The sequence below is a fragment of the Novosphingobium sp. TK46 genome, from assembly GCF_055361525.1.
This window is the reverse complement of sequence record NZ_CM143963.1, coordinates 2,758,192-2,770,501: the sequence shown is the minus strand read 5'-3', so window position 1 is coordinate 2,770,501 and position 12,310 is coordinate 2,758,192. Positions and strand designations below refer to the sequence as shown.

Genomic DNA, 12,310 nt, shown 5'->3' with positions numbered 1-12,310 from the left:
TTACTTTGTCAGCGTTTAGAGCAGCTTGCCCATAACGCCGGCCGTGTCGACCATGCGGTTGGAGAAGCCCCACTCGTTGTCGTACCACGACAGCACGCGGACCAGCTTGCCTTCGAGCACGGCGGTCTCGAGGCTGTCGACGGTCGACGAAGCCGGATCGTGGTTGAAGTCGATCGAAACCAGCGGCTCTTCGGTGAACGCCAGTACGCCCTTGAGTTCGCCCTCGGCCGCGGCCTTTAGCAGTGCGTTGACTTCTTCCTTGGTCGTGTCGCGCTTGGGCTGGAAGGTAAGGTCGACGACCGAGACGTTCGGGGTCGGCACGCGGATCGACGAGCCGTCGAGCTTGCCGGCGAGATCCGGCAGCACGAGGCCGACGGCCACGGCAGCGCCGGTGCTGGTCGGGATCATGTTCATCGCAGCAGCGCGAGCGCGACGCGGATCCGAGTGGATCTGGTCGAGGATCTTCTGGTCGTTGGTGTACGAGTGGATCGTGGTCATCAGGCCACGCTCGATGCCGATGTTCTCGTGCAGGACCTTCGCCAGCGGCGCGAGGCAATTGGTGGTGCACGATGCGTTCGACACGACGAGGTGCTCTGCGGTCAGCTTGTCGTGGTTGACGCCATACACGACGGTCAGGTCGGCGCCCTTGGCCGGGGCCGAGATCAGCACGCGCTTGGCACCCGCTTCGATGTGCTTGGAGGCGCTGGCCTTGTCGCAGAAAAAGCCGGTGCACTCGAGCGCGATGTCGACGCCGTTGGCCGCGTGCGGCAGGTTGGCGGGATCACGCTCGGCGGTGACCTTGATGCGGGTGCCGTTGATGATCAGGTCCTCGCCGTCGACTTCGACGGTGCCGGGGAACGTGCCGTGCACGGAATCGCGCTTGAACAGGAGAGCATTCGCCTTGGCGCCAGCCAGGTCGTTGATCGAGACCAGTTCCAGGCCGCAATCGGGCCGCTCGAGAATGGCGCGAGCGACATTGCGCCCGATACGTCCGAAACCGTTGATCGCAACCTTGGTCGCCATGAGATATTCTCCTCGTTAAGTGCTGAGCTTGTTCAAAATCTTGGGTACGATAGCTTCGGCGGTGAAGCCGAATTTCTCGAACAGGTCCTTGGCCGGAGCCGAAGCTCCAAAGCGATCGATGCCGATATTGAGGCCGTTCACCATCGTATAACGCTCCCATCCCATGGTCACGCCCGCCTCGATCGAGACACGCAGGATCTGGTCGGGCGTCGCATCGGGTAACAGGTCGCGCTTGTAGGCTTCGTCCTGCTGCTCGAAAAGCTCGAGGCAAGGCGCCGAGATCACGTCCGCGCCGATGCCTTGCGCTTCAAGCTTTTCGGCGACTTCGACCGCAAGCTGGACTTCAGAACCGGTAGCCATGAGGATGACCTTGCGGGCGGCGGTCGCGTTCCTGAGGCGATAAGCGCCGCGAGCCGACAGCATTCCGCCATCCTTGCGAAGCTGTGGCAGGTTCTGACGCGTGAGGGCGAGCACCGAAGGCGTCGTTTCGGATTGCAAGGCAATCTGCCAGCATTCGGCCGTCTCGATCACGTCGGCAGGGCGAAACACATTGAGGTTCGGGATCAGACGCATCGACATGATATGCTCGACCGGCTGGTGCGTTGGACCATCCTCGCCCAATCCGATCGAATCGTGGGTCAGAACATAGATGACGCGAGTTTGCTGCAATGCCGAAAGGCGGATCGCGTTGCGGCAGTAATCCGAGAAGATCAGGAACGTGCCGCCGTAAGGGATCACGCCACCGTGCAGCGCCATGCCGTTCATCGCCGCTGCCATCCCGAACTCACGGATGCCGTAATAAACATAGCGCCCGGCATAATCGGTAGCCGTCAGCGGAGCCTGGTTCTTCGCCTTGGTGTTGTTCGAGCCGGTTAGATCGGCCGAGCCGCCGATCATCTCCGGCACCAGCGGCACGAGCACGTTGAGCGCGTTTTCCGATGCCTTGCGTGTAGCGATGTTGGCATCGCCTGCCAGCCAGCCATCGAACGCCGCCGTCACTTCGGCTTGGGATCCCAGTTCACCCGCCATGCGGCGCTGGAACTCGGTGCCTTGCGGATCCGCGGCGAGGCGCTGCTCCCATTCGCCGCGAGCCGCCGCGCCGCGCCGCCCTGCCTCGCGCCAGTCGGCCAGGACCTCTTCGGGGATCACGAAAGGCTCGGCGGTCCAGCCAAGGCCATGCCGTGTGGCGGCAATCTCTTCCGCACCCAGTGGCGCGCCATGAACGTCATGACTGCCCTGCTTGGTCGGCGCGCCCTTACCGATGATCGTCCGGCAACGGACCAGTGTCGGCTTTTCGGACGTGGCCGCTTTGGCCAAAGCCTGCTCGATGTCGGCGAAATCATGGCCATCGCACTCGAACACGTCCCAGCCCGAAGCCCGGTAGCGCGCAGGAATGTCCTCGGTGGTCGAAAGCGACGTATCGCCGTCGATCGTGATACGGTTGTCGTCCCACAAAACTTTGAGGCGGCTCAACTTCAGCGTGCCGGCAAGGCCGATGGCCTCGTGGTTGATGCCTTCCATCAAACAGCCATCGCCGGCGATCACCCAGGTGTGGTGATCGACCAGATCGTCACCGAAGGTCGCGTTGAGGTGCCGTTCGGCCAAGGCGAAACCCACTGCCATCGCCACACCCTGGCCCAACGGCCCCGTGGTGCACTCGATGCCCGGGATCAGGAAGTTTTCAGGATGGCCGGCGCAGACCGAGCCCAGCTGCCGGAAGTGGCGGATGTCGTCGATCGTCGGACTGTCGTAGCCGGTCAGATAGAGCAGCGAGTAGATCAGCATCGATCCGTGACCCGCCGACAGCACAAAGCGGTCACGATCGGCCCAATCGGGGCGCGAAGGATCGAAACGCAAAAACTTGCTGAACAGCACCGTCGCGACGTCGGCCATGCCCATCGGCATCCCCGGGTGGCCGCTATTGGCCGCCTGGACCGCATCCATCGACAGCGCACGGATGGCATTCGCCATCGGCGCGAAGCGGGTGGGGTCGGTGCTCATGGATATACTCCGCGCGGGGATACGAGAGGGCGTATGCTCGATTCGATTTCGCCGCCTCCTTCGCGGCTCGGCGCAAATCCGTCAAGTTTCGCACCCTGCAAGCCGGGCCGGTATCGTCCCGCCGCAGCGCACATCCATTCACAGCTTTTTGCGCCAAGCGCTTGCACCGCCGGCTTTCCGGCTTAGCAGGGAATGATGGACGAGGCTTCTATCTTGGGTTCTCTGGACCGGATCGAGTTTGCCATTGCGCGGATCGAGACCGCTTCGCGGCAGCGTGCGATGCCTGCCGCGGCCGCGCCGATGGAAGATACCGATTTGCAGCAGCGTCATGTCGCCCTCAAGACGGCGGTGGAAAACGCGCTGACGCGGATCGATACCCTGATCGCCGATCAATCATGAGCAACGTCAATCTCGCGATCGGCGGTCGCACGTTCATGGTCGCATGCGCCGATGGTGAGGAAGGTCACATCGCGGACCTTGGCCGCATGATCGACGACAAGGTGACCGCCAGCGGCGCCATCGCCCAGAACGAGACGCGCATGCTGCTGTTCGCGGCGCTGATGCTGGCCGACGAAGTGCATGAGGTGCGCTCCGATCTCGCGCAGGCACAAACCCTGCAAGCGCAGGGGCAGCAGACCAATACGCAGTTGCAGCACCGTTTCGACCAGGTCGCACTGCGCCTCGAGGCGTTGGCGCAAGAACTTGAGATGCAACACCTTGAGGACTCGGGCTCGATCTCCTAGATAGGTCGTGACGGGATCTGCCCGGCACGTGCCGTTCGAACATCCCTGAGGCTATAAGTAATCCATATGGGAGCTGTCCCTGGTCGGATCCTGGTCCGGCACACATGGTTCCCACCTGACGTTGACGCGTCAGAGGATTTCTAGGAAACGACCCACGGTGGACCCGTCACCCCCGACCCCAGGCCCAGATGGTGGCCCTCTCGATATTGCGGAAGCCAAGGCGCGATTGCGCAAGCGATATCGAAGCCTGCGTCGCGAACACGTCGTCAGCTTGCCCGATCGTATGCGCGCGCTGCTGTTCATGCGCCCGCCAGTGCCGGTGGTAGAACGGATCGCCCCCGGCGCGATCGTCGGGCTCTACTATCCGCAGACGTACGAGGCGCCGACGCTGGCCTATGCCCGCTGGCTGCACGAAAATGGATTTGCGGTCGCCTTGCCCCGGTTCGCCGATCAGGGATCGCCCATGCGCTTTCATGCCTGGTCCGATCCCTACGACGACGAGCTGCTGGAACCCGGCCCGTTCGGCGTCCTGCAACCCGCCAGTGATGCGGCCGTCGTAACGCCCAAGGTGCTGCTCATGCCGCTGCTGGCTTTCACCGCGCAGGGCGACCGGCTCGGACAGGGTGGCGGGCATTACGACCGTTGGCTGCAGGCACACCCGGCGACCCTGGCGATTGGATTGGCCTGGGATACGCAACTGGCCGAAAGCTTACCGGCCGAACCGCACGATCATCCGCTTGCAATGGTGGTGACGCCAACACGACTTTACGAAGGATCCCGTTGATGCGCGAACAGCCGACCTGGCGCATTCCTGTGGGCGTGCTGGCGCTTGTGGTCGCGCTGATCGTCTATGGCGTAGTGATCGCCTCGGTGCTCGGCCCGCTGATCGCGGACTGGCCCGCCTTGGCGCAGACGCCGATCTATCTCGTATTGGGGATCGTCTGGCTGCTGCCCTTACGGCGATACCTGATCTGGATGGAAACTGGCAGCTGGAGCGCGCCTGAGAACGACGGCTAGTCGACCGACCCCGCCGCTCATCTACGACGTTTGCGCGCTCGCGTGTTAGCTGAGCTGTGCGCCCCTTGGTCGCCCGCCGTCCGAGGAGTCTCGGCTAAGGCGTTATCGGTAAAGGAAAGGTCCCCAAGTGGCGCGAGTGACGGGACTTGAACCCGCGACCTCCGGCGTGACAGGCCGGCGCTCTAACCAACTGAGCTACACCCGCGTACTAGACGCTTTCGAAGGCGTGCACCCCTTGGGGAGCCGCGCCTCTATGGCAGGGTGCCGGGGCTGTCAACCGCACTTTGCTGCGATAGTCATTTTTCCTTCGCAATGAGCCGCGATCGATCGCAGTTACGCAGACGTTAACCACATCTTTGCAGTTCAGCCCGTAGTGTCCCCGGGCCCAAACGGGTAGCGAACGGGGGTTCACAACTTGACATCCACAACCATGAAGCGTGCTGCGGCGTCGGCTTCGTTCATAGCTGCCGCGCTGGCCACCCTTGGCCACGTACCGGCACAAGCCGCGCCGACGGTCTCGACACGAAGCGCCGTCTTCGTCGAGCGCGTTCAGCCGAACGCGACGCGCCGGCTCGAACTTGCAAGCCAACTTAACCGGGGCGATCGCATCATTACGGTCGTAAACTGGCGCCGAGCCGGCATGACACCGTTCGTGATCACCAACCCGTTGCCTGCGACGGTTGCCTATCAGGCAAGCGCGTGGGACGCCCAGCAGGTGTCGGTCGATGGCGGGCGGTCATGGGGCAAGCTAGACGCGCTCCACGTCGGCAAGCGGTCGGCGACGCCCGAAGATGTCACCCATATCCGCTGGCGCATATCGGCGCAGCAGCGCAGCCGGGGACAGATCGCCTACAGCGGGATCGTTCGCTGAAAGACTTTCGGTCCCGTGGAGGGGATGGTCCACCGATCGACAGAGCCAGAACCGATCCCCCTTCCGTGCCGTGCGATCTCTCCTTAAATCTCACCCCGCCAGCAGCACCGCCGGCGCTTCGATCAGCTTCTTGAGCGCTTGCGCAAAGCTCGCCGCATCCCAGCCATCGACGACGCGGTGATCGCAGCTCATCGACAGGTTCATGATCTTGCGCTTTTCGATGCGCTCCTGCCCATCCGGACCGGTCACGAACATCGGCCGCTCGACGATGCGGTTGGGACCGATGATGGCGACTTCCGGTCGATTGATCACCGGCGTCGTGGCGACCCCGCCCAGCGCGCCCAGCGAGGTCAGCGTGATCGTCGAGCCCGAAAGCTCGGACGACTTGGCGGTGCCGTCGCGTGCGGCTTGCGCCAGGCGTGTGATCTCGGCGGCGAGTTGCCACAGGTTCCGGTCCTGCGCGTCGCGGATCACCGGCACCATCAGCCCGGCGGGCGTCTGCGCGGCCATGCCCAGGTGCACCGAGCCAAACCGTGTCACCACGCCCGCTTCGTCGTCATAGTGAGCGTTGAGCATCGGGAACTCGGGGATCAACCGGCAGATCGCGGTGATCAGCAGCGGCAGCATCGTCAGCTTGGGGCGATCGCCTCGGGCGGAGTTCAGCTGCGCCCTCGCCTCCTCCAGCGCGGTGACGTCGAATTCCTCGACATAGGAGAAGTGCGGGATGTTGCGCTTCGACGCGGCCATGTTCTCGGCGATGCGGCGGCGCAGGCCGATGACGCGGACTTGCTCGTCCTTGCCCTTGCCCTTGCCCTTGCGCGCGGCAGGCTGGAACCCGCCGGCAGCGTTGTAGGCCAGGAAGGCGTCGAGATCGGCGTGGCGGACGCGGCCATCCTCGGCGGGGCGGACCTCGCCCAGGTTCACGCCAAGCTCGCTAGCGCGCTTGCGGACAGCCGGGCTGGCGAGGACCTTGGCTTGAGCTGCGGGAGCAGCGGCCTGCGCCGGTGTCGGGGCTGGCTTGGCTATCGGCTGAACCGGCTCAGGCGCAGCGTCAATCGCAGGCTCGGGCTCTGCCGCGATCACCCGGTCGGCGTCTCCCGCATCGGGGTTCTCGGCGTCGATGCGCTCCTCGACGACTGCAGGCTCCGAAGCGGGCGCGTCCTCTTCAAGCTCATCCTCGACCTCGATCACCACCAATGGCGCGCCGATGGCGACGATATCACCCTCAGCCCCGGCAACCTCGATCACCTTGCCCGAGACGGGGCTTTCCATCTCGACCGTGGCCTTGTCGGTCATCATGTCGGCGATGCGGCCGTCTTCCTCGACCATATCGCCGATCTTGACGTGCCAGGCGACGATCTCGGCCTCGGCGATGCCCTCGCCGATGTCGGGCAGGCGGAACGTGTACTTGCCCATCGGATCAATCCTTCAGCAGACGGTCGACCGCTTCGCCGATGCGAACGGGACCGGGAAAATATGCCCACTCGAGGCTATGCGGATATGGCGTATCGAAGCCGGTGACACGCTCGACCGGGGCCTCGAGGTGATAGAAGCACCGCTCCTGCACCAGCGCCGACAGCTCGGCGCCGAAGCCAGAGGTGCGGGTCGCCTCGTGTATCACCAGACATCTGCCGGTCTTTTGCACCGACTTCTCCACAGTCTCAATGTCGAGCGGAACCAGGGTGCGCAGGTCGATGATCTCGGCATCGATGCCCTTCTCGGCCAGCACCGCCTCGGCGACGTGGATCATCGTGCCGTAGGCAAGCACGGTCATCGCCGAACCCTCGCGCACGATCCGCGCCTTGCCCAGTTCGACCTTGTAGTAGCCTTCGGGCACCTGGCCACCGGGGTGGCCTTTCCAGGTCTTGGACGGGTTGTCGTAATAGCCATCAAACGGGCCGTTGTAGATGCGCTTGGGCTCGAAGAAGATGACCGGATCGTTGTCCTCGATCGCGGCGATCAGCAGGCCCTTGGCATCGTGCGGGGTGGACGGGATCACCGTCTTGAGGCCGGCGACATGGGTGAACAGCGCTTCGGGGCTCTGGCTGTGAGTTTGGCCGCCGAAGATGCCGCCGCCGAACGGAGAGCGGATCGTCATCGACGCGGTGAACTCTCCGGCCGAGCGGTAGCGCATCCGTGCCGCTTCGGAGACCAGCTGGTCGAGACCGGGATAGATATAGTCGGCGAACTGGATCTCGGGCACCGGGCGCAAGCCATAGGCCGCCATGCCGACCGCCGCGCCGATGATGCCGCATTCGTTGATCGGCGAATCGAACACGCGGTGCTTGCCGTATTTCGCCTGCAGCCCTGCGGTGGCGCGGAACACGCCGCCGAAGTAGCCGACGTCCTCCCCCAGGATCACGATGTCGGGATCGCGCGCCATGGTGATGTCGAGCGCTTCGTTGATCGCCTCGATCATGTTGAGCGCGCGAGCAGGCGCATTTTGGCCTGGTTGATCCACGCTGACGGGTTGCTCCTCGCTCATTTCGGCGCCTCCACGTCGGTTTTCCAATCAGGGAACTTGGTCGCGCGTTCGCGGATGGCCATGTCGGCCTGTTCCTCCAGGTGCCAGGGCAATTCCTCGAACACGTCCTCGAACATGGTGTGGAACGGATGGTGGAGGCCATGGCCCAGGATGCCGTTCTTCTCGGCCTGCTTGGTCGCGGCCTTGACCTGCTCCGCGACCTCGCGGTCCATCGTTGCGTGCTGCTCTTCCGACCATTCGCCCCGCGCGATCAGGTGGCGCATCAAGCGGTTGATCGGATCGCCGAGCGGCCAGTCCTTGCTCTCCTGCACCGAGCGATAGGCGCTGGGATCGTCAGAGGTCGAGTGACCCTCGGCGCGGTACGTGAAGTGCTCGATCATGGTTGGCCCGCCGTTGGCGCGCGCGCGATCGGCTGCCCAGCGCATCGCCGCGTAGACGGCCAGGATGTCGTTGCCGTCCACCCGCAAGCCCGCCATGCCATAGCCCTCCGCCCGTGCCGCGAATGTCGCCCGCTCGCCGCCGGCGAAGCCGGAGAAGCTGGAAATCGCCCACTGGTTGTTGACGATGTTCAGCACCACCGGCGCGTTGTAAACGGTGGCGAAGGTCATCGCCGCGTGGAAGTCACCCTCCGCGCTCGATCCCTCGCCGATGAAGGCGGTGGCGATGCGGCTGTCACCCTTGATCGCGCTCGCCATCGCCCAGCCGACCGCTTGCGGATACTGCGTCGCGAGATTGCCCGAGATGGAGAAGAACCCATAGTCGCGCGCCGAGTACATCACCGGCAGCTGCCGGCCCTTCAACTTGTCGGCGCGGTTGGAGTAGATCTGGTTGACCATCTCGACCAGCGGGTAGTCGCGCGCGATCAGGATGCCCTGCTGGCGATAGCTGGGGAACACCATGTCCTCGCGATCGAGCGCGAAGGCGGTGGCGATGGAGATCGCTTCCTCGCCGGTGGACTTCATGTAGAAGCTGGTCTTGCCCTGGCGCTGGCTGCGATACAGACGATCGTCGAACGCGCGGGTCAGCGCCATCATCCGCAGCATCCGCCGCAGCGTTTCGGCATCGAGCTTGGGATCCCACGGACCGAGCGCCCGGTGATCGTCATCGAGCACGCGGATCAGGTCGACGCAGAGCGGCTTGGTCTCGGACGGATCGCACGTCTCGTCGGGGCGAGGCTGCGCGCCAGCGGGTGGGACGGTGATGTGCGAGTAATCCACGGCGTCGCCCGGGCGAAAGCGCGGCTCGGGAACATGCAGCTGCAAAGGCGGCAGATTGCCACGGGAACGGTCGGTTGCAGAGCCTCGTTCGGCCATCGTCGCGTCTCCCACGCTCAGGCGGGACCAGCGATGACCCGCGAAGCAATGTTCTAAGATCGAGTTATAATATTGCGCGTCTCGTCATTGTCAATCACACCGCGACCGGAGCTGTGAGGCGGCCTTGCGGAGCGTACCCGGCGACGTCCAGATCGTCGATCCGATAGTCGAAGATCGACGATGGCCGGCGCGCGAACGACAGCGTGGCCAGGCCCGACGGGGTCCTGGCGAGCTGCTCTTCGACGAGCGCGGCATGGTTGAGGTAGAGGTGGACATCGGCTCCTGTCCAAACGACTTCGCCGGGCTCCAAGTTGCATTGCTGCGCCAGCATACGCGTCAGCAGCGCCAGCGACCACATGTTGAAGGCAAACCCCAGGCCCAAATCGCAACTGCGCTGGAACAGCATGCCTGACAGCCGGCCATCGGCGACATGGAACTGATAGGTCTTGTGACACGGCGGCAGCGCCATCGCGTCGAGTTCGGCGACGTTCCAACCCTCGATGATGTGGCGCCGGCTACCGGGATTGCGTTGCAGGCTGTCGACAACCTGCGCGACCTGGTTCACGCCCGGCCCACGCCGATAGAGCCCCTCGCCCACCGGCTCGTAAACAGGCCAGTCGACCCACTGCTTGCCATAGACCGGCCCCAGATCGCCCCATCGCTCCGCAAAGTCGGCATCCTCGACGATGCGACGCGAGAAGGCAGTGCGCTCGATGGGATCACCAGTTTCGCGCCGATAGCGATCGAGCGGCCAATCCGTCCAGATCTCCACGCCCTGCGAACAGAGGCTGCGGATGTTGGTATCACCGGTCAGGAACCATAAAAGTTCGCGGCTGGCGGTCTTCCAATAGACCCGCTTGGTGGTGAGCAGCGGCATCGCGCCACCCGAAAGATCGAAGCGGATCGTCTCGCCCAGCAGCGATCGCGTACCCACCCCGGTGCGGTCCACCCGCTCGTCGCCGCTTTCCCAGATGCGACGCATGAGATCGAGGTACTGCCATTCCCAATGGCGCGACGGGTCTTGCGAGGTGCTGGCCAACATCGCGCAAGATTAGGCGCACGCCCGCATGCTGCCAACCCGCCAGAACACGCACCCACAAAAGCAGCGGCCCAACGTTCTGCCCGCTTGCCCTTCTCACGATCGCTCTCTATAGGCGCGCTCCTGCCTCGCGCCGACGCAAGTCGGCACGATCGGTCGGGGAGTAGCTCAGCCTGGTAGAGCACTGTCTTCGGGAGGCAGGGGCCGGAGGTTCGAATCCTCTCTCCCCGACCAACACAACACAGTCCATCCGTACTGCGGCATTGCCGCACGATCGCGACTACTTGGGCGTGCATTGCCGGTTCGGCACGACGCGCAGTGCCCACCCCATAGAGCACCGGTATTTTCCTTGCCCAGCGGCAGCGCCTCTCCCAGCGGCAGCAACTCTCATTGCGCGGTCGCATACTTGGCGGTGTCAGGCCGGTGCAGGCGGGATTGCTTCATCGCGACAAACGGCCGTTCAGGCGGTTTACAAGAGTTAACCCGGCTATAAGGAATTGTATGTAGCAAGGCCGCACAAGAAAGCGGAGCTGCATGGGCCTTTTCAATTTCCTCGTCAGCAAACTCGATCGGCCATTCAGTCGGGCGCACTACTTCGTCGGCTCGATTGCGCTGCTGGGGACCCTGCTGGTGGGATCTTCGCTGGTCGCATGGCAGGCCAATCGCGAACAGCGGCACATGGCGCTGGCAAATATCGAGACGGTCAGGGTGTTGCGATCGGCCCAGGCGGTGAAGCTTGCTACGCTCGACGCCCTGCGCGGTCAGCGTGGGTACCTGATGTCGGGCGACGCCACATACCTCGAGCCGTACCTGGAGGCGCGTCGCTCCATCTCGCACAATCTTGCTATGCTGGATCAGGCCACCAAGGGACAACCCGGCGGATACGGGGACATGGCCGCCTTGCGCCGAGCCACCACGACGTACCAGTCGCAACTGGGCTCGGCCATCGTGCTGACGCGCAGCGGACATCGCGATCTTGCGCTATCGCGACCGCGCCTTGCCAGCACCGAAAACAGCATCGGCGCGATCAACCGGCGAGTCGATACGATCATCGAAAGCGAGCGCGTCCGCTTGACCGGCATCGCGGACCGGGTCGCCCTGGTCACGACGATACTGCTGCGGTTCATCTATGTCCTCTCGTTCTCTGGCATCTGCCTGCTGGCGATCGCCGTCTTCGCGGCCGCGGCTTTGCGCCGTTCCTTTGCCAGGGAGCGTATCTATCGCGACGAATTGCAGATCCGTGTCCAGACCGACGAACTGACCGGCGTGGCCAATCGCCGTCAGTTGCTGACGGTGCTGGAACACCGCATCATCGAAGCGCGGCAGAACGGCACGGCGCTGACCTTCGCGATGTTCGATCTCGATCATTTCAAGCGGGTCAACGACACGCATGGTCACGCCACCGGCGATCGGGCGATCCGCCATGTGGTAAGAACCGCGTTGCGAATGGTGCGCGTCAACGATCTGATCGGTCGCCTCGGTGGCGAAGAGTTCGGCATCATTCTTCCCAAGGCCGACCAGGACAACGCTTTTAGGGTATGCGAACGACTGCGCATGCGCTTGCGCGACGAAGGCATGCCCATTGACGATGCCCGCCATCTGCATATCACGATAAGCTCCGGGATCGCCTGCCTCACCGACGCGGACGACGCCGCCAGCCTGATCGAACGGGCGGACAAGGCGCTCTACGCCTCCAAGCACAACGGCCGCGATCAGGTGAGCCTCGCAGCCTAGGCCGGGTATGCGAGGATCCTGCGGTCGGCGCGACAATCAAGCGGTCGAGAATGCAGCTGTCATCGAGATTACGGCCGCTGCGAT

Annotated in this window: 12 protein-coding genes and 2 tRNA genes; 7 read left to right on the top strand and 7 right to left on the bottom strand. The window is 63.9% G+C overall.

The window, feature by feature from the left end; genetic code table 11:
- Positions 1-15 precede the first annotated feature (15 nt).
- Both gap and tkt read right to left on the bottom strand, forming a co-directional pair.
- Positions 16-1,023, bottom strand: a complete 1,008-nt coding sequence (gap, locus tag ACXJ1Z_RS13255) for a type I glyceraldehyde-3-phosphate dehydrogenase (protein ID WP_463777241.1) — start codon at positions 1,021-1,023, stop codon at positions 16-18.
- Between the two features lie 15 nt (positions 1,024-1,038).
- Entirely contained in the window at positions 1,039-3,024 is a 1,986-nt protein-coding gene (gene tkt / locus ACXJ1Z_RS13250) for a transketolase (protein ID WP_463777240.1), read from the bottom strand.
- 192 nt (positions 3,025-3,216) lie between these two features.
- Between tkt and ACXJ1Z_RS13245 the strand changes: the two genes are divergently transcribed.
- From ACXJ1Z_RS13245 to ACXJ1Z_RS13230, 4 genes are all read left to right on the top strand, one after another.
- Positions 3,217-3,423 carry a hypothetical protein gene (locus ACXJ1Z_RS13245; protein WP_463777239.1) on the top strand — a complete coding sequence of 69 codons (207 nt, stop codon included), beginning with the start codon at positions 3,217-3,219 and terminating at the stop codon, positions 3,421-3,423.
- Positions 3,420-3,767: a cell division protein ZapA gene (locus tag ACXJ1Z_RS13240; protein WP_463777238.1), complete on the top strand. Its 348-nt coding sequence runs from the start codon at positions 3,420-3,422 to the stop codon at positions 3,765-3,767. Before ACXJ1Z_RS13245 ends, ACXJ1Z_RS13240 begins: the two co-directional genes overlap by 4 nt.
- 157 nt (positions 3,768-3,924) lie before the next feature.
- The gene (locus ACXJ1Z_RS13235) at positions 3,925-4,551 is read left to right on the top strand and encodes a 5-formyltetrahydrofolate cyclo-ligase (RefSeq protein WP_463777237.1); all 627 of its coding nucleotides are present in this window, start codon (positions 3,925-3,927) and stop codon (positions 4,549-4,551) included.
- Entirely contained in the window at positions 4,551-4,784 is a 234-nt protein-coding gene (locus ACXJ1Z_RS13230; protein ID WP_463777236.1) for a DUF2842 domain-containing protein, read from the top strand. Before ACXJ1Z_RS13235 ends, ACXJ1Z_RS13230 begins: the two co-directional genes overlap by 1 nt.
- Positions 4,785-4,912: 128 nt before the next feature.
- Here ACXJ1Z_RS13230 and ACXJ1Z_RS13225 read toward each other — a convergent pair.
- Positions 4,913-4,989 (bottom strand) — tRNA-Asp (locus tag ACXJ1Z_RS13225).
- A 225-nt stretch (positions 4,990-5,214) separates the two neighbouring features.
- Here ACXJ1Z_RS13225 and ACXJ1Z_RS13220 point away from each other — a divergent pair.
- The gene (locus tag ACXJ1Z_RS13220; protein WP_463777234.1) at positions 5,215-5,655 is read left to right on the top strand and encodes a hypothetical protein; all 441 of its coding nucleotides are present in this window, start codon (positions 5,215-5,217) and stop codon (positions 5,653-5,655) included.
- Positions 5,656-5,745: 90 nt separating this feature from the next.
- Here the strand turns inward: ACXJ1Z_RS13220 and ACXJ1Z_RS13215 are convergent, their stop codons facing one another.
- From ACXJ1Z_RS13215 to thyA, 4 genes are all read right to left on the bottom strand, one after another.
- Positions 5,746-7,071, bottom strand: coding sequence for a dihydrolipoamide acetyltransferase family protein (locus tag ACXJ1Z_RS13215; RefSeq protein WP_463777233.1), 1,326 nt, complete (start codon positions 7,069-7,071; stop codon positions 5,746-5,748).
- A gap of 4 nt (positions 7,072-7,075) precedes the next feature.
- Positions 7,076-8,140 carry an alpha-ketoacid dehydrogenase subunit beta gene (locus ACXJ1Z_RS13210; RefSeq protein WP_463777232.1) on the bottom strand — a complete coding sequence of 355 codons (1,065 nt, stop codon included), beginning with the start codon at positions 8,138-8,140 and terminating at the stop codon, positions 7,076-7,078.
- Positions 8,137-9,453 (bottom strand): 3-methyl-2-oxobutanoate dehydrogenase (2-methylpropanoyl-transferring) subunit alpha, encoded by a 1,317-nt coding sequence (locus tag ACXJ1Z_RS13205; RefSeq protein ID WP_463777230.1) that lies wholly within the window; start codon positions 9,451-9,453, stop codon positions 8,137-8,139. Before ACXJ1Z_RS13205 ends, ACXJ1Z_RS13210 begins: the two co-directional genes overlap by 4 nt.
- 94 nt (positions 9,454-9,547) lie before the next feature.
- On the bottom strand, positions 9,548-10,495 hold the full coding sequence (gene thyA / locus ACXJ1Z_RS13200) for a thymidylate synthase (protein ID WP_463777229.1): 948 nt from the start codon (positions 10,493-10,495) through the stop codon (positions 9,548-9,550).
- Between the two features lie 154 nt (positions 10,496-10,649).
- On the opposite strand from thyA, the gene ACXJ1Z_RS13195 reads away from it, so the two are divergent.
- Together ACXJ1Z_RS13195 and ACXJ1Z_RS13190 are read left to right on the top strand one after the other, a co-directional pair.
- Positions 10,650-10,726 (top strand) — tRNA-Pro (locus tag ACXJ1Z_RS13195).
- 300 nt (positions 10,727-11,026) lie between these two features.
- Positions 11,027-12,226: a GGDEF domain-containing protein gene (locus ACXJ1Z_RS13190; RefSeq protein ID WP_463777228.1), complete on the top strand. Its 1,200-nt coding sequence runs from the start codon at positions 11,027-11,029 to the stop codon at positions 12,224-12,226.
- Positions 12,227-12,310 lie beyond the last annotated feature (84 nt).